The organism is Microcoleus sp. C2D2, assembly GCF_036702495.1.
Classification (GTDB): Bacteria; Cyanobacteriota; Cyanobacteriia; order Cyanobacteriales; family Microcoleaceae; genus Microcoleus.
The window spans coordinates 104,907-122,669 of record NZ_JAUBTO010000002.1 but is presented as its reverse complement, the minus strand read 5'-3'; the positions used below and the strand labels follow the sequence as shown (position 1 = coordinate 122,669).

The window sequence follows — 17,763 nt, the reverse complement described above, 5'->3', positions numbered from 1 at the left end:
CGAAAATCCCAAATCGAAAATCTAAAATCGACTGAGGAATCTAACAATCGAAAATCCCAAATCGAAAATCTAAAATCGACTGAGGAATCTAACAATCGAAAATCCCAAATCGAAAATCTAAAATCCACAAGGCCTTGGATTGTGGCGATGACGGCAAATGCGATGCAGGGCGATCGCGAAGAGTGTATGGCTGCGGGGATGGACGACTATTTGAGCAAGCCGATCGCAATTGAGCAGTTGGTGCGAGCTTTGAGCGCGAGTAAATCTCGCTCGAATGGGGAGTTCGAGATCCCGCAGCCGATTGTTGGTTTGAACTCACAGCCCGAACAGATGGGAGGAACGAGTGAATTAGAAGTGGGATCGAATGGGGCCGTTGCGGAAAATCCACAACTGACAATTCCCTATTCGCCCGCCGTCGTCGGGTGGGGTGCATCAAATCTCGATCGGGCTTTGTCAGTAAACAGCGCTTCCCTGAGTGCCAAGATTATAGAGGGACTGCGAGAAGTGGAAGCTTTGGACGAGGTAATAGAGATTTACCTCGAAACAGCTCCCGAACTGCTGCGAGGCATCTCTATTGCCCTGGGCAACGCCGATCCGCAGGCTTTGCGGCGATCGGCTCACTCTTTGAAGTCGATTAGCGGTACTCTCGGTGCTTTTCGCTTGTTTGAGCTGTGCGAGGAACTCGAAGTCATGGGCCGCATGGAAACAGAGGCGAACAAGCCTTTACCGGCAGCATCCGGCGCGCTTTTAGAAGAGATTGAGGCCGAGTATCAAAGAGTCGAAACGGCTTTGAAAATAGAAAGGCAGTACAGCGAAACAAGCACAGAATCATTAACAAGTGATAACTAACTATTGTTCGTGGGTGGGGGAGGGTTTTTGATATGGTTGGTTTTAGGCACAGGCATTGATGGTTGGTAAAACCCTCCCCAGGATTACAAGCTGTATCGATCGATCGAAGCTCTCCCTGCTTGTCGGTGTTTTTCTACCAAACTCGGCGGGGAAAGCACTTGGGCGCTATCCATATATCTGTTCACCCACAGACTAAATTCGTTCAGGGAGCGATCGGGCAAATCGATCTTATAATCCACATAAAGCACTTTGCCAAAACTATCCCTTGGGCCTTCTTTAATCTTTTGTCGCGGATGCCGCCGATCGCCCTCTAAAATAAACCCCACTACTTTCTCAAAAAACCGCACTTTCACTTTTTCTAACTTCAGTTGGCCCTGCAATTCGGCCTGCTGTTGCTCTGGCTTGCCCAAGAACAGCCCCCAGCCGTTTTTTAACAACTTTTGAGCTATTTTCAAACGTTGTCCCTGTACGGCTAAACCGCGCCCTTCTGAATCGATCATTTCGCAGTAGTCACTAAAGCGATTCACCCGTTCTACGCTCAAGTGTCCGCTGTCGCAATCTTCGCAAATCAGGTACCAAGCGATATCGTGATAGATCAGTTGCAGGGGCCAAATTCGCCGGAAACCGACCTTGCCTTTACCGTAATAATCGTCAAGGCGGTAAAGTTCGATCGCCTGGCCTCGAACAATTGCTGTCTCTACAATTCCTAATTTATGAAATAGGGTATTGCGATATTCTTGGCGATCGAGCATTTCTACAGGATCGGTGTAAATAATCGCACGATTTAGGTGTTCGCGAACGGGATAAAACAATTGACCTTTGAGTTCGATATCTAATCCGCGCAACAGTTTAGTGAGTTTTTCACAAATTTTGCGGGCTTGGGGATTTCCCTGATATTTGGCTTGAGATGCTATAGCTTGAAATGCGAATAGTAGTTCTTCGCGATTCATTGCGCCGGTGCCGAGATAGTAGCCGAAGCGATACATTCTTTTGTCGAGGATTCCGTAGTGGCGCAAAGTTTCTAAATCTTTGCGAATTGTGGGAGTTGCGGGATAATTTTCGGGAAATTCGATGTTGAATTCGGCGGCAGTTTTCTGTAATTGAGATTGAACTTCTAGCAAAGCATCGTGATATTTACTGTCGGATGTTTCGGTGTCCGAGTGTCCGATTCCGGGATGGTTTACTAATGTCGCGATGAGGAGCATGATGCGATCGAACGTTAGTTTGTCGGCGTAGGGGTGAGGGGTTGGTTTTTTGGCCATGATGGGTGGATGCTGGTAAGTTGCTGAAAAGTCAAGTAAAAGACAATATGCACATAAAAATATATAAATGTCTGAAAGCGCTTATTTGGAGAGCTTTAGGTATTGAAAAAAGTTTGATAAATATTGTGACTCTGAAGACATGAAGCTGGCTCGGCTGATATATTGAGTTGAGTAGAACTTAAGCAGTTAGCGATTTGGGACACTACCAGCAGCATTCAGGTGGGCATTGCCCGCCTTAAAATTGAATTTATGTCTGCATACACTGCGATCGCCTTTGCCCCCGTTCAAGGCTTTATCGAGAAATCCCGCAAACTCCGAGATTTGTATGGGGCCTCGCTGATTTTATCTTTTTTGAGTTTTAAGCTTGTACAAAAAGCAGAGTCTTTAGGACTTAAGGTGATTTCCCCTGGATTGCCTACTATACAAGAAGGAATGCCAAACCGAATTCTCATTAAGGGAAAATTTGAGCGCAATGATGTCCAAAATACTCTCTTAAAAGAATGGCAAAAGATTTTGCAAATTTCCCGAGTCTGGATAGAAGACAACCTCGGTATCCCCAAAGACCAATATTACTGGTCACAAACAGAAGATACAAAAGGCAGACAAAAAGGAGAGTGGGAACGATGGGGAAGCTATACCTGGGAAATTTTTTGGGGATACGGTGAATCTGAAAAAGAAGCTATCAAAAAGGCAATGGATGACTTGGAGACTCGCAAGCTTAAGCGAGGTTGGACAGCTATCAACTGGATAGGTGAGAGTTCGAGTTTGACGGGGACGGATGCGATCGCATGGCATCAACTAGGTAAAGAGTCAAAAGAACCAGGGCGATCCCTCACAAAACAGGAACAGGAGTCACAAGAACTTTTTTATCGCCGATTGTCTTGGCTGCTGGACAACCCAGATTACAGGGTTGGGAAACCAAGTCTATCGCTGGAAAAGTTGAGAGAATATGAGAAATCTAAGCCTGATGATATTGGGAAATACATTGCTGTCAACGAACGTCTGAGTATTCCCGAATTGGTCAAGCGTTTAGTCACCTACGACAAAATCGCTGATGCTATCGAGATGGAGAAACTCAAAAAACAACCAGATGACCCAGAGTTCAAAGATATCCACCGTGAAGCTGGATACTGGACAGGCTGGTTTATGGGCGATGGTGACAAGGTTGGAGATAAGCTTAAATTTCTTGCCACGCGCCCTGAAAGTGATGAAAACAAGCAAGAACATGACCTCAAAAACTTCACTGACCTAATGAGGAAGTGGGGAAAAGGTTTTCAGAATAAAAAAGATTTATTTCCTCAAGGTAAAGGTCGTGTCATCTATGCTGGTGGCGATGAATTTCTCGGAGTGCTTTACAGTAAGGAAATCAAAAAGCCAGAAAAGCCAGAAAAAGTTAAACCGATAGAGGCTTTGAATTGGTTGTTAACGCTAGAAGACCACTGGAAAGAATATCAAAACACAATAAATCAGGAATTTAATCTTGATTTTACCTATAGTGTAGGTTTTGTTTGGGCGGGGCATCAGGTGCCACAGCGAGATATTTTGCAACACTGTCGGGAGGCGGAAAAACGGGCAAAAAGTTTGGGGCGCGATCGGGTTACACTTCGAGTAGTTTTTAACAGCGGTCAATTTGTGCAGTGGACTTGCCCTTGGGACTATCTTCATGTGTTGAGGATTTATCGCGATCGAGATGGTAAAACTTGGGGGGAAAAACCCAACTGGACTCACATCTACAACGATTGGGCGCAACTAAAAGCGCGTCATGCAATTAGACTTCAAGAAATGGAAGAGCTTTCTATCAACAAGGAACTAGCTCTTGCACTATTCAATTTATATTTCGATAACGCCGGAGAGAAGTTTAAGCAAGAAAGGAAATGGATCGATTTGGCAGGGGATAACTCTGACTCTGCGATCGTGAATTGGATCGATGACCTTGTTCAAGTGGGATGGCAGCTATGTCGAAATTCCAATATTTAATTGCGGTTTCCCCTTTGGGATTCATGTATGGCAGTGCGGGAGCTTTTCTGTCTCCAGAAAATCTAGTCGGGCGATCGGGTAGTAAGTTTCCACCGGATAGTGTCGCGATCGCTGGGCTGTTTTTGAATGCCAATCGCGAACAGAAGTTTGCTTCTCACCAAGAGCTTAGAGATAAGCTCGTAATTTCAGGCCCTTTTTGGGCAAAACAGGATACACCTAAACAATTCTACGTGCCAATTCCTTGGCATCAAGTAATTGCTGAAAAAGAGGATGATGAGTGGGTTTTTGTAAAAAAGAAATCTGATGAACCAGGCATTGTTCAAGCAGATGAGGATAAATGGTGTCTGGGTCAGCATCAATGGGAGCGCCAGAACAAAGATTTAAAACCAGAATATAGTTGGCAGTCGATTGATGCCTGGAATTTACCCGCAGAAGAACTGCGAGAAAGAAAAGCGCTCGCCAAAGCACCGTGGGAATTTGTCTCGTTTCTGCATCCCAAAATCAAGTCAGAAGAGCGTCACGTTGTCGAAAAGAACGGACTTTTCTTAGAAAGCGCCGTGCAGATCCCTGAAGATTACTGCTTAGTATATCTCTCTAACTATGAAATACATAGTGGGTGGTATCGATTGGGCGGTGAAGGACATCTGGTGGAAATTGAAAGTCACTTTCTCTCAGAAAAACACAAAATCAATCGATTACTTAACCCTAAGAATAAGATTCAACAAGCCTTTGCTCTGATTGCACCTGGAGTCTGGGGGTCGAATAAATTATCCTACCGTTACCCTAACCATCCCAGTTTTCCTCGGCAAGGACTCAAAATGTTGACTGATAGACCAGTGCCCTACCGCTATCGCATCGGTCATTCCAGGAAAGAGGAAGAAACAGAAGGTGAGGGCTCGCGCTACGATGCCAAGAAAACCGGCAGACTCAGCCGGGGACGCTACGCCGTTCCAGCAGGAAGCGTTTATGTTGTTAAGCATCCTCTCGAACGTACTTGGTGGGATTTCCCAGATGAGTGGTTCCCAAAAGAAGGATTTCATCTCAAACATCTGGGGTGTGGTTTGTGTTTACCTATTGATATTCAAGGATTACCGCAATGTACCACAAAGCTTACGGAGTAATTAAAACCCTTGCACCTGTCCATGTTGGGGCAACCGCAGGGGAAGAAACTGGCAATCTCAACCTGATTTTTCGCGATCAGTTTACGCAAACAGGGATTATTCCTGGCAGTTCTATTCGGGGACGGTTTCGCGCAGACTTAAGAGATAGGGAACCGGGCGAAGAACAACTATGGTATGGACATGAAGTCGTTGATGGTCGTTCTGATGGCGGGACAACAGAAGCACTTGTGAAGTTTGAATATGCTTCACTGGTTTGGTTCCCCGTGTTCTGTCCTGGCCAGCCTGTGGTTTGGGTAAGTTGCCCTCTACTGTTGAAACGGTTTAAACGCATTGCAGGCGTGACAGCAGATATTCCTGAACCTTACACGGCACAGAAAGGTTTACAGGGTCGGCAGATGGAAGACCGAGGCAAAATTCTCTTTTTTAATTTAGGGTTTTTGGAAATTGAGCATGAGGAGGATTTATCAGCTTGGATTCCCGCGCGGACGACAGATTTAGATGCTAATAAGTTAGTGGTGGTTCACGATAACGATATTGCCATGCTGCACGATATGGCACTCTATCGGCAAAGTCGTGTCAAATTGGGATCGAAAGAAAAACCCAACGAAAAAAAAGTTGATGGTGGTGCTTTTTTCAATACTGAAGCTTTGCCAGAAGGAAGTATTTTAGTATTTCCGATTGCGTTGAAGCAAACCGATTGGAAACCCTTTGGTGAAAAGGAGAATTCATCAGAATTATATTTCGGTGGTTTGGAATCAATTGGTTTTGGTCGTTGTCTTGTATCGCTTTCAGGAGATTATCAGTAATGGGTTGGAAATCTTACGAACTCGATCGCGCTGCTCAAAAGTTAGTGCTCAACGCACGGGAGCGCGATCCAAAATCCCTCAATCAGTCCCATAATATGCGAATGGCTGTAGCTTATGGGTTAGAGCGTTTTTGGGGCGAACACTTGCGACTTAAAGGTAAAGAAGAAAACAAATCAATTTTCTGGAAAGAAACCTGGGATGCTCTAGAAACAATCATGGGCAAGGGAGGGGTGACAATTCCCAACCAGCCTTTACATCCTGACAGTAAGGGCAAGATTCCGACTAAAGAAATTCAGGCTATGTCTGAAAGTCTCTGGGCGTTGCCTGTGGAAGATCAGCGAGTGGCGATCGCAGTCTTGACTCAATTATGCGATTGTCTGGTGTGGTGGACGCAACGCTATAAAGTTCGGGAGGGTCGTCAATGAAATTGATTCCTAATGCACACAAAAAGATTCCCATGATGTTTCGGGCACAGGTGCAGGGGCGATCGCAACTGCAATATCTCGACCCTGAGAAGAAAAGGGCAGGCGAGCAACAAGATGTTGAAAGGTGGGCAGATGAATGGACTGACAAAGCTGAGTTTATTTCTACGGAAGATGCACAAGACGTACAGACTGAGACATACGGAGCCAAATCTTATCAAATCTCTTGGCGGTTTGTCACCAATGGCGGGCAAGATGATGGAATGCTTCGTCCTGTAATCGGTGCTTCAGGGATGCCCTTTTATCCTGGTAGCAGTATGAAAGGAGCGTTTCGCCAAGCTTGCGAACAAGCGGAAAAAGCAGGTGATATACCGCTAGGAACCTGTAATAATTATTGTGGCGATGAGTCTGAAATTACACCAGGAATTTTGCGTTTTCAGGGGGCTTACCCTACTAATGATTGGACAAAAGGGTTACTAGACTTAGTTCATCCTCAACAGGGTTGGCAAGTTATGACTCGTGATACTGATGAGAAACCAAAAGGAGAGAGTGCATATGCTCAAGTTTCTCTTTACCAGCCGACCCTAAGATTTGCTATCTCCTGTTCTAAACCGCTATCATCCGATCGGTGGCAGCAAATTTGGCAAATTTGGGAACGAGCCATCGCCGCCGGATTAGGTTCAAAAGTCTCTACAGGCTATGGACAAATTACCAAAACTTCTCACCCGATTGTTTACCGGGCAAAACTCAAAGGACAAGGACAAGCTGCTAAACTGATTGATGGTACGGGAGAGTTTCGTCCTAATATTTTCCGAGCTGCACTGCGCGGTCATGCCTTAAGGATTTTTGGTGGTATAACAGATAGTGAAAGCGCTAAAGAATTAGTACAAAGCTTGTTTGGGGGTATCGAGAAAAAAGAAGGAACTGTCGGATTGTTAGGATTCCAATTTCAGCCTTCTAGATTAGAGATTAAGTCTTTTGGTTCTGGAAACTATGCTCAACCTGCCTACGAAGTAGAGGGAGAACTAATTTGGTTTTTAGCTAAACCATTATCTGACCCTAAACAAAAACTTATTCTAGACAAGTTGGTTAGCAAGTTAATGCAATTTGCAATGATTATGGGAGGATTTGGTAAATCATGGCGACGAGTCGATCACCGCAATTTTTTTGAAGAATATTACGAAAATAACTACAAAGCGTTGATTGGTTGCCACTGGCAATGGTTAGGAGAGAATACACGATCGCGAAATGTGCAGGTTAGCCGATTAGAGAAGGTAGGTGAATTTTTAGAGAGAGTTCGACAAATAGCTAGAGAGTGGATACAATCTCAAAACAAGCCATTACGAGAAACTGAATGGGCAAAAGATTGGCGAGAAGCTTGGCATCCAAGTAATGTTCAGGTTTGGGGTCGAATTGCAGACAATAATGATGAAAGTGCAGCCGTGCGCTGGTTTCACAAACCCTACCAACAAAAAATACAAGGCATTCAGCCAGAAAAATCAATTTATCAATCATCTGTAACAGGAAAAATTGGGCAAATTAGTCTTATCTGGCATCGACTTTACCCTTTAATCATTGTTAAAAATAATCCGGAAAATCCGAGAAAGCCTATTATTAAACCAACTCCTCGCTATTTGGAACTGATCGCGCTCTTTCCAGATGGTTCAAGAGAGTCAAATGATTTTTTGGATTTTCTGAATACTAAACCTGATGGATTTAAACTACTTTGGGAAGAGGAGCAATGATGAATATTTGGATTCTCACAATCGGTAGCAGTGATGTGCAGCTTGAGAGCGATAAAATAAATCGTGAAAAGGGGCTAACAGAGAAGCAAAGAAGCCATAAGGTTTGGTCTGAATGGTATGATGAGGCGATTAAGGAAGAGTGCCACGATATACTTTTTGTACCCAAGAAGCAATCTGATAAGGATAGTGATGAGTCTTACCGGATTGAAGCAAGAGTTTTGGGGACGGTTTATGAGTCAAGTTCTTTGAAAGTACAAGATGAAATTTGGTCGTATCTAACCTTCCCCCTGCTAGATAACTTTGTCAGAGAGTTCAAAATATCTCACCCAGATGCGATGGCTATTATACTAACAGATCAATCTGAGATTTTCAAAGATAACAAAGCGAGACAGAAACCGAAATGTGCTTACTGGCAAGATACCTGCAAGTTGGAGCCAATTTTGAAGAGGTATTTTCAGGATAAATTCCCCGAAGCAAAATGCGAACCAGTTTTTTTGTCTCCGACATCTGCGGATAAAGGACTAGATGATTGGAACTACGTTCTCGACTTGGTTCGTGAAAAGCTACGCACTTTTAAGTTGGATGGTGAAGAAATCAAAAATGAAGAAATTAAGACGGTATATGTTAGCCATCAAGCAGGAACTCCAGCAATTTCATCGGCTGTACAGTTTGTCACTTTGGCACGGTTTAGAAACAATGTCGAGTTTTTAGTTAGCAATGAGTATAATCTAGAAACTCGTAAGATACCTCGTTCTACTTATCTCGGAGCTATTCAACTACAGGAGGCAAATGCACTTTTGGAGCGGCATGACTATGCAGGTGTTCGGGATATTTTAGGGCTGACAAAAATAGCTCAAAATAATCCTAAAGAGAAACGAATCAAATATTTACTAGATGCAGGAGAACAGTGGAATTTTGCTGAATTTAAAAATTTCAAGAAAATTTTAGCCGATCGCAAATTGTTACCAGCCCATAATTTTCCGTGGTATCAGTCAGGATTTGAATCGATCTATCTCGCTTGGGTTCGTTTTGAGCAAGGTAGCACTGTTGATGCTTTATTCCATAGCTTCCGGGCTGCTGAAGGCTCGATTATTAAATGGGCGGAAAAGCGTTTTCGTTCTCACATCTTTCAAGATCCAACATATGGACTTCAAATTAAGATTTCCATTTGTCAAGAATTACCTAACTACTTAAATGCACTGTCTAAAAATCTGCAAAAAATTTTTCAAGAACGGCGCAAATTAGGACTGTATGGCGATCAACTTTATGAGTTGCTAAAACAAGCTCGACCTGATTGGCAAAACCATCCAGACATTAAAACTGTTTGGGAAGTTGCTAAAAAAGAACGCAATAAGTGCTTTCACCGTCTAGAAGGTTTACAAGAATCAGAGGTTTTTGCTGCTTGGGATACTCAAAATAAGGATGAGTGGAAACAGCGGATTTTAAGCTGCATGAATTTTATTGCCAAACAAGATTTGCTACAAGAATTTACATCGCTTGAAGAAGCTAGTTTGATGGCGAAAGTGCATAAGGAATTAGTAGGGGCGATCGCCCCTAACAACTTCCAAAGCTAAAATTGATATATCGCAGCATCCGGTTTTATCCGGTGTCGCGCCATACTTTGGGACAGGTGGAGGTTTTGGGAGTGCGAGCACAGGTGACAAAAGCACCTAGGTCAGTGATTATTTAGTTAATGCTGCGAGGCTGGCGGTAAATTAGCTCAAACGACCTTTTTGCGTTATGAGCCTCGCAGCATTACTGGGCAAGGGTTTCAGGAATATTTTTTGAACAAGCACAGGTTTATGTTCCACAAAAAATATCTGAGCCTCGCCAATGGCCTTTAGACACCTTGCGCTGTATTGGGTGTATCATAGAGGACTCCCCACTCGCTGGGGAAACTAATTGAATGGAAACATAAATATTCCTGTGTTGCCTTGAAACTGACTAGAAACAGCTCCCCACTCGTTGGGGAAACTAATTGAATGGAAACAGACATGGCACGGTTCCGAGAACATCATAAAAAGTAGCACTCCCCACTCGTTGGGGAAACTAATTGAATGGAAACGATACGCCTGTAGTACCCTGCCCTGCACGGCGGAATACACCCCTCCCCACTCGTTGGGGAAACTAATTGAATGGAAACTTTTTGTGGCGCTACGGATGGAAAATTTATGGTACTCCCCACTCCCCACTCGTTGGGGAAACTAATTGAATGGAAACGCTAAAACAAAATTAGTGGAAGTCTTCTATTAATGCGACAGTTTAAGGGAAACCATAAATAGCTGTTGACAAAAGACTAGATTTCTAATAGTCTAGTTTTGGGGGGATGCCTTTATAGGACGCCTCTACCGCATAGAATAACGTCTTTAAGGCATCGTCCTATCCCCCAGCCGAAGGGTTACGGCACTGTCTAGCAAGTTAACTTGTCACTTGCTAGAAATACATAGCTAAGACAAAGTGTGTCGAAGTCTTCTATTAATGCGGAATCGAAGGAGGCTTCGACCCCCCCCGACACCGCAAACAGAAATAAAAAAATCAGAGCCTTCTGTAGTGCCAAAAGCTCTAAATTTTTAAGCCCTGGAAAACTCCAAAGACAAACTTTTACAACTCAAATTTCTGCAATCAATCCTAGTTGCGAAGAATTAACAAGCACAAAAAAAAGCCCCATAATCGGGGCAAAATATAAGTATTCTCAGTCGTTGGGTGGGGGCGGGTTTATTATATTGTTGGTTTCTGACAGAGATGGTTGGTGAAACCCGCCCCTACGAGAATTTGGACACGCACGATCGCTTTTGTTCTTGGGTGGGGGCGGGTTTATTATATTGTTGGTTTCTGACATAGATGGTTGGTGAAACCCGCCCCTACAATGGTCTGTAGGGGCGGGTTTTACCAACAATATAAGATTGACCGCAAACAATCTGGTAAACCCGCCCCCGCACAGCAGATAATCCAGATTGACCGTAGGGTGCGATCGCATTTCAGAAATGTAGATTCGGATTTGTCGGTGGGTGGGGGCGGGTTTTTGAGATTTTTGGTCTTAGGCCGAGTTGGTGAAACCCGCCCCGGAGGGCCATCTACGCAATGTTACAGTACGATCGACTGTATGTAAGATTTGCCATTCCATGCGATCGACAGCGGACTAGATTCATTGATTTTGACTGAATTATGAGGATATAATTCATCTTTTCCCCACGACAAAGGATTATTAATGATGTATTCGCGAATGGCAAATAATGATTCTTCATTGCGGATGATATGTTCGTAATAACCGCGTTGCCATACCGATACGCCAGTCAAATATCGCATTTGGTTAATTCGCCGCGCTGAAGATGTTTTCAAACCCCGCACAATTTCCGATAAAGGATGGATTTTTGATTTTTTCAGCGCCAATTTATCGGATTCTGTATAATTTATTTCTCGGCTGTCTTTCAAAACGATAATTCCGTGGACGTGATTTGGCATCACAATAAAATTGTCTAATTCCACGTTTGGGTAACGTTTGGGAAGAATGCTCCAATTGAAAAAAACAGTTTTACCATAGGGACTCAATTGCATTGTATCATCAATGACTTCGCCGAATAAACATTCGCGCTGCCAACTGCAAATAGTGATAAAATACGCACCGGGAGTCCTATAATCATATCCTGGGAGGCGAATTGAGCGGCGGTGGTGTTTGTTGCGATCGTATTTCATAATTTCTTTCTAAAAACAGAGCCGGTAGGGGCGGGTTTCACCAACAATATTTGATGAATACAAACAATTTATATAAACCCGCCCCCGCCCAACCAATAATCTAGATTAACCCGATGTGCGATCGAATGCAAAGAATATTGATTCGGATTTGTCGTTGGGCAGGGCGGGTTTATTTATTTTCTCAATTAGTGGCAAAAATGGTTGGCGAACCCGCCCCTACAATAATTGCGGGCTATCGCAGAAAAATTATGTCGCTCGAGATTTTTTGTCGGCGGGCTTTGAGCCTCATTCAACTTCTCCAATTTCAGGTGCAATTTCTCGATCTACTTGTTCAAAATTCACTTTATTATAGATATCTGCCACAGCAATTTCAAAAGATACTGAAGCAAGCGCGATCGTCTCATCCGATTCATTGTACTCAGCAAACGACCATCGGTTATTATCCATCTTAGAAAAATGTTCGATATATCTCCGATTTTGGTCGATCAATAAGTATTCTTCAAGAGTGGGAATCGTGCGGTATCCCTCAAACTTTTTGCTGCGATCGTATCCTTTCGTTGAAGCTGACAAAACCTCAATAATTACCATGGAATTGGTAATCGTATCGGTGCGGTTATTATAATACTCCGGCTCCCCACATACTACCATCACATCGGGATAAGTATAGATGCGCTTCTTGGGTATCCACAAGCGGACATCGCTCATGAAAACTCGATAGTCTAGTTTTTTGAACGCAAAATTTAGTTCGGTACTGAAGTTGAGCGCTATTTGATTGTGATTTGTAGAGCCACCGGCCATAGGAAATATTTCACCGTCAATGTATTCGCTTTTGTAGTCCGCAGCTTCTTCTAGTGCTAGATATTCCTCGATCGAGTAGTATCGTTGTTCAGTAAGTTGCATAGTTCTATTAGAGAGCATTTAACTGAGGCTTTTGTTTAGTGTAACATTTTTGGGTAAGCTTTTTAAGGTTGAGTTTGTGTAGGGGGTTTTTGAGATTGTTGGTTTCTCGTATGAATTGTTGGTAAACTCGTCCGCACCCAGCCGATCGCCTAGATTTATCTGATATGCGATTGCATCCCAAAAATGTAGATTCGGATTTGTCGTTGGGTGGGGGCGGGTTTTCGAGATTTTTGGTCTGAGGCGATTATGGTTGGTGAACCCGCCCCTACGGTAATTTGGGGAAACACGCTTATTTTCGAGTTACCAAAACCCAATCGTCCGCTGTTTTCACAACCTCAGCATTCTGCAAACCTAAATGTTTTAAAACTGGTTTTTCTAACAGAAAATAAGGTTGAGGAGGAGATTGCCATTTCTGTTTGAGCGTCGGCGCGTCGGCGACAATAACTTGGCGTTGACTGTAAAAATTCAGCGATGGACGGCCCAAGCGGTGAGAAGTAAACACCTGTTGACCGGCCGGAGTTCCTGTGCGGACAATTTCGGCGATCGGCTTAACCGGATAATCCTCCGCCAGTTCCCAAACCCAGTTATCAGAAGCCACCAATACCAACAGCGTCAGGTAAGTTCCCCAAACTAAAACTAATATAAACTGCCGATCTTTCCGGTGCAGCAACACGGCCGCCAGTGTCATTGTCAAAGCTACAAACATCAGCATTAACTGCAAATCTCGCTCGATCGGCACAATGTAGTTCCCAATTTGCACTAAGCCGCTGAAGTAAATGCAGCCGACAACACCAAGTACAGCCAGCACTGCCAAAATCGCGGGATGAGGCAACAAAGAAATAGCATCAAAATGTTCTTCTGCTTCCTTTTTGATCGGTTCTGGCGGCAGCCACAGTTGCTCCCAAACTTCAGCGAGATAGCTGCCAACGGCTAGAGCAAAAGCTGGATAAACTGGCAAAACATACCAAGGCAATTTAGTAGTCATCACAGAAATAGCCAGCAGATATACTCCTGTCCAAACCAATACTAATTTGGATCCGGGAAAACTGCGATTTTCCCAACTCAAACGCAGCCCTTGCAGCCAAAATAACTGCCACGGCCAAGCTAATTTTAAAATTTCTAAAAGATAATACCAGGGCGGGCCTTTGTGACTGCTTACAGGTTCCGCAATGCGCCGGAAAGATTCGTTAACTAAATTAGTGTTGATGAAATATTGGCCGTAGTGCAGCCATTGGGCAAAATACCAAGCAGCTACTGGGAATGTTCCGATCGCCAATCCGCCCCAAAGATACCCAGAAGTGAGGAGTCGCGGGGTATCCCAAACCAAAAAAATACAGCCAACAGCAGCCAACAGCAGCCCCAACATGACGCCCTTAGTCAGGCAAATGAGTCCCAACCCAATCCCCGCGCCCAAAGCGTAGCGCAAGTCGCGGCGCGATCGTAGCAAACACCACATCGCCCCCAGCAAAAAACACAAAACCGCCCCATCCAACATCGCCAAACGTCCGTGCCGCACCACCGGTAACAGCGTCAGATAAACCAAAGTCGAAAAAATGGCGATCGACCGTCTGGGAAACAACTCCCTGCCAATGGCGTAAACCACGGGCACAGAAGCGGCCGTCAGCATCGCCGGTACCAACCTCGCCGTGAATTCGCTGACGCCACCTGCTGCAAAACACAGCCCGATTAGCCAGTGTACCAGCGGCGGTTTGTTGAAATAAGGCATTGAGTCGATCGTCGGATACAGCCAATTTAAGTTGCCGCGCCAAATTTCGCGGCTTACCTGCGCTGCAATGCCTTCATCCCAATCCCGCAACGCCACACCACCCAGATTCAGCCCGAAAATCAGCACTGCAGCCAACAGAAAAGCCAGCATCCACAGTTTGTCTGTAAAGCTGTCACTCCAGCGATTTTTCGGTTTGCTGCCCAGGAATGGAAAGATTTCTGACATAAGTTAAGAGAGTTTTGAGCGTCCCAAACTGAAGGTAAACTTAGAAAGCAGTTATTTGCGACTAGGAAAATACATGAACTTGCCTGTAATTATAGATATTATCATTGGCTTAGTGTTTATCTACCTGACTTTAAGCTTGCTAGCTACGGAAATTCAGGAACTGATTGCTACTGTTTTGCAGTGGCGGGCGGAACATTTAAAAAAGTCGATCGAAGTGCTGATTTCTGGCGGCAGCGAAGGCGCGAAAGATCCCCTGCAATTTCAGCGAGTCGCACAGTTAGCTTATGCGATTTACGCCAATCCGATTATCAAGGATTTGAATCAGGGAGCGAAAGGGGTTTTATCAGAGGGATTCCGCTCTGTTACCCACCGCATGGGGGACTTTTACCGCGGAGTTACGGGTACTAAAAATGTTTTCGGCAATAAATCCACTGCGCCTTCTTATATTCCAGCAGAGTGTTTTTCGGCTAGCCTTTTGGATACTTTAAAGATTTCTAGTTGGCTCAGCTCTATCTCTAAAACCAGATTGGAGAAATTTAAAAATTTACAGTTGGCACAAATTAAACTGATTGGAGAAAGCCTGAATCTCCCGGACTCTACTAAACCGATTATCGAGCAAGAATTGGGCTGGCTGACTGCGGAGTTCAATCGAGTTAGTGAAGATTATAAAAATGATTTGGGAAGTTTGGACAACAGCTTGGATCGGATGTCTGAAAAGCTGGGGTTTTATATTAATGATTCTCAGGTTTATCTACCAGAAACCGAGCTAGTAGGTAGAGAATTTCAGAGGCAGATGGCATTTGTTAAGGCTCGTTTTGACAGCGAATTTGAGCGCGTGGCGCTGCGAGGGCAACTGCAACCGAGTTTGAGCAATCTGTTAAATACAGTTAGGAAAAGTCAGGATACGGTAGGAGAAATTATGGAGCTGAAAGAAGACAGTCGGATTTACAAACAAATTCAAGAAACCTGGGACATTATGCCAGAATCTTTGAAACGCAGCCTTTATGTTTTAGCGCAGCGCGCTGAAAAAGGCGGCGGAGATACTCAAGAGCAGTTGGAGCGGTTTCAGAAAGAAATTGAAATTTGGTTTGACCAATCGATGCAGCGTGCTTCTGGCGTTTACAAGCGGAATGCAAAAGGGGTTGCTATTTTGCTCGGCACTGCGATCGCTGTCGCTGCTAATGCTGATACCATTAATATTATTAATCGCTTGTCGAAGGATTCGATGCTGCGATCGACTGTTAATTTGTACGCTCAGCAGTTGGTGGAAAAAAATGCTAACACTAAATTAGATAATTTAGCCAGTCTGACAAAAGTGCAACAGGATGTCGATCGAGCTTTGGATAATGTAGCTCTGCCTTTTGGATGGAGCGAACCGAACAGGTTAGAACGAGATAGGCAGGGGAATTTATTGTGGCCGGCTTTCATGGAAAAATTGTTTGGTTGGATATTGAGCGGGGTAGCTATTTCTATGGGATCTGGTTTTTGGTTCGAGGCGCTCAACAAGATTATTAATATGCGCAATGCAGGGAAGAAGCCGCCATCTGCTACAGAATCTTGATGGGTGCAGTTTCCCCGCCGAGTAACTAACTGTCATAGCCTTTTAGATTTTAGATTTTAGAACGGGGAATGACTGATGAATATCGAGGTTTGAAGCACGGGGCTAGAGTTGGATTCTTTTTTTAAAGCGGTGTCAGCGATAAAATATAGAATCGGTAATTGCGGGCCTGGAAGTAGTAGGGCAAAACACGCAGAATATAAATTCCGTGCGATCGCGGATGACAGTGTAGCAGAAAGAGGGGAAACTGATAGACAGGTTAAATAAGAATGAGGGAAATAAACAAGGTCGCTGGCAGTTTCTGACACTCTGACTCAATGGGTATATCTACCACTAAATACCCTTTGGGAGTAGAAAATATTTTCACTTCTATGACCGAAACCAATCCCGCCTCGGAATCCCGAAATCCCCCATCCAAAAGCTTTGTCTTCCATTACTCCACCAGCAATCACGGTGAATATTTTGTTTCGGGAATTTTGGCTGGGGATGAAGTAATTTTACTCAACTCCAACTCTGACGGCATCGAGAAAATTACCTCGGCACTTCAACACAATGCCTGTATCGTTGGAAAAACTTACAAAGTTCGCACAATTTCTGGTGGTAGATCGGGCAAACTGCAATTAGGCTCTATTATCCTCTGTTCAGATTACCTCGAACCATACAAAAGCCAATTGCCAAAATGGGAGAGTTCCCTGAGTAAAAAAAGGGGACTTGGTTGGGGTTATGCCGATCGAGATAGTGGCACACTCGGCAACGGCGGTGGGGGCGATCGGCGGTTTGGTAATAAGGAGAGTGATGCAATTGAGGGTGTGGAGCGTGCGGAGCGGAACTGGTATGAATGCAATTGTAATTAGGCAACCCAGGCGCGATCGAAATCAACGATTTGAGCGCGCCTCAATCTGCAATCATCTCCACTCCTCGTGAATAAGTATAGTTACGTTTGTAGTGAGGGCGGCAGTCCTCAAAGTGTCCGCGGCAGCACACCAACCCGTTGATTGCCAGCGATTAACTGGCACTTAATATGAGAGTGTTTTGCCTGTTAGGAATTGCGACGAAACCCACTTGGAATCAGTATTTTAGTGTATCGAAAATCTAGCAGCTTGAAAGCATATATAATTCTTCAAAATGTACATAATTCAGTTTTCCATGGGAGGAAATAGAGGTAGGGAAACGGTAGTCCCCATTGGTGTCAACTTAACTTCTAACTCAGTCACAGACTGCTGTTTGACTATTAAACTTATATCCCTCCGGCGCCTGCGTAGCGTCCGGGAGTAGGGGGTGGGACAAGAGTCTGCAAAGTCAACCCCTACTCCCCTTATTAAGGGGAATTCGAGGGGGATATAGACTTAGGTAAAAGCGATATTTATCAAGGGTTTTAGGCGATTGTTGACACGAAAAATGGCAGTACCGTTTCCCTCTACCTAAAATTACACGCTCAAATGAAAACTACTAAATATAGTTCAGATTGGTTATTCAGGG

General features: G+C 44.2%; 13 protein-coding genes and 1 CRISPR repeat array. Of the genes, 9 read left to right on the top strand and 4 right to left on the bottom strand.

Annotation, left to right across the window (positions count from 1 at the left end; all coding sequences use genetic code 11):
* Positions 1 to 849 (top strand): Hpt domain-containing protein (locus QUB61_RS01435; RefSeq protein WP_333189782.1); only part of this gene is annotated, 849 nt, incomplete at its 5' end.
* 83 nt (positions 850 to 932) lie between these two features.
* Here QUB61_RS01435 and QUB61_RS01430 read toward each other — a convergent pair.
* Positions 933 to 2,111, bottom strand: coding sequence for a WYL domain-containing protein (locus QUB61_RS01430; protein ID WP_333126731.1), 1,179 nt, complete (start codon positions 2,109 to 2,111; stop codon positions 933 to 935).
* Positions 2,112 to 2,360: 249 nt separating this feature from the next.
* Here QUB61_RS01430 and QUB61_RS01425 point away from each other — a divergent pair, with 249 nt between their 5' ends.
* Genes QUB61_RS01425 through QUB61_RS01400 form a run of 6 tightly spaced genes read left to right on the top strand, consistent with a single transcriptional unit; the run spans position 2,361 to position 9,756 of the window.
* Positions 2,361 to 4,088 (top strand): Cas10/Cmr2 second palm domain-containing protein, encoded by a 1,728-nt coding sequence (locus QUB61_RS01425; RefSeq protein WP_333126728.1) that lies wholly within the window; start codon positions 2,361 to 2,363, stop codon positions 4,086 to 4,088.
* On the top strand, positions 4,067 to 5,209 hold the full coding sequence (locus QUB61_RS01420) for a type III-B CRISPR module-associated Cmr3 family protein (protein ID WP_333126726.1): 1,143 nt from the start codon (positions 4,067 to 4,069) through the stop codon (positions 5,207 to 5,209). Before QUB61_RS01425 ends, QUB61_RS01420 begins: the two co-directional genes overlap by 22 nt.
* Positions 5,185 to 6,015 (top strand): RAMP superfamily CRISPR-associated protein, encoded by an 831-nt coding sequence (locus tag QUB61_RS01415; protein ID WP_333126722.1) that lies wholly within the window; start codon positions 5,185 to 5,187, stop codon positions 6,013 to 6,015. Before QUB61_RS01420 ends, QUB61_RS01415 begins: the two co-directional genes overlap by 25 nt.
* Entirely contained in the window at positions 6,015 to 6,440 is a 426-nt protein-coding gene (locus QUB61_RS01410) for a hypothetical protein (RefSeq protein ID WP_333126718.1), read from the top strand. Before QUB61_RS01415 ends, QUB61_RS01410 begins: the two co-directional genes overlap by 1 nt.
* Positions 6,437 to 8,182, top strand: a complete 1,746-nt coding sequence (locus QUB61_RS01405) for an RAMP superfamily protein (protein WP_333126716.1) — start codon at positions 6,437 to 6,439, stop codon at positions 8,180 to 8,182. The genes QUB61_RS01410 and QUB61_RS01405 overlap by 4 nt, the downstream gene beginning before the upstream one ends.
* Entirely contained in the window at positions 8,179 to 9,756 is a 1,578-nt protein-coding gene (locus tag QUB61_RS01400; RefSeq protein WP_333126713.1) for a hypothetical protein, read from the top strand. Before QUB61_RS01405 ends, QUB61_RS01400 begins: the two co-directional genes overlap by 4 nt.
* Before the next feature lie 304 nt (positions 9,757 to 10,060).
* A CRISPR array of direct repeats spans positions 10,061 to 10,402; the repeat unit is 36 nt; unit sequence CTCCCCACTCGTTGGGGAAACTAATTGAATGGAAAC.
* Positions 10,403 to 11,266: 864 nt separating this feature from the next.
* Here QUB61_RS01400 and QUB61_RS01395 read toward each other — a convergent pair.
* From QUB61_RS01395 to QUB61_RS01385, 3 genes are all read right to left on the bottom strand, one after another.
* Positions 11,267 to 11,875: a transposase gene (locus tag QUB61_RS01395; RefSeq protein ID WP_333126710.1), complete on the bottom strand. Its 609-nt coding sequence runs from the start codon at positions 11,873 to 11,875 to the stop codon at positions 11,267 to 11,269.
* Positions 11,876 to 12,160: 285 nt separating this feature from the next.
* Positions 12,161 to 12,775: a Uma2 family endonuclease gene (locus tag QUB61_RS01390; protein ID WP_333126707.1), complete on the bottom strand. Its 615-nt coding sequence runs from the start codon at positions 12,773 to 12,775 to the stop codon at positions 12,161 to 12,163.
* A 289-nt stretch (positions 12,776 to 13,064) separates the two neighbouring features.
* Positions 13,065 to 14,726: a glycosyltransferase family 39 protein gene (locus tag QUB61_RS01385; RefSeq protein ID WP_333126705.1), complete on the bottom strand. Its 1,662-nt coding sequence runs from the start codon at positions 14,724 to 14,726 to the stop codon at positions 13,065 to 13,067.
* A 73-nt stretch (positions 14,727 to 14,799) separates the two neighbouring features.
* Here QUB61_RS01385 and QUB61_RS01380 point away from each other — a divergent pair, with 73 nt between their 5' ends.
* Together QUB61_RS01380 and QUB61_RS01375 are read left to right on the top strand one after the other, a co-directional pair.
* Positions 14,800 to 16,287 carry a hypothetical protein gene (locus QUB61_RS01380; RefSeq protein WP_333126703.1) on the top strand — a complete coding sequence of 496 codons (1,488 nt, stop codon included), beginning with the start codon at positions 14,800 to 14,802 and terminating at the stop codon, positions 16,285 to 16,287.
* 314 nt (positions 16,288 to 16,601) lie between these two features.
* Positions 16,602 to 17,138: a DUF4347 domain-containing protein gene (locus QUB61_RS01375; protein WP_333126701.1), complete on the top strand. Its 537-nt coding sequence runs from the start codon at positions 16,602 to 16,604 to the stop codon at positions 17,136 to 17,138.
* The last annotated feature ends 625 nt before the right edge of the window (positions 17,139 to 17,763 follow it).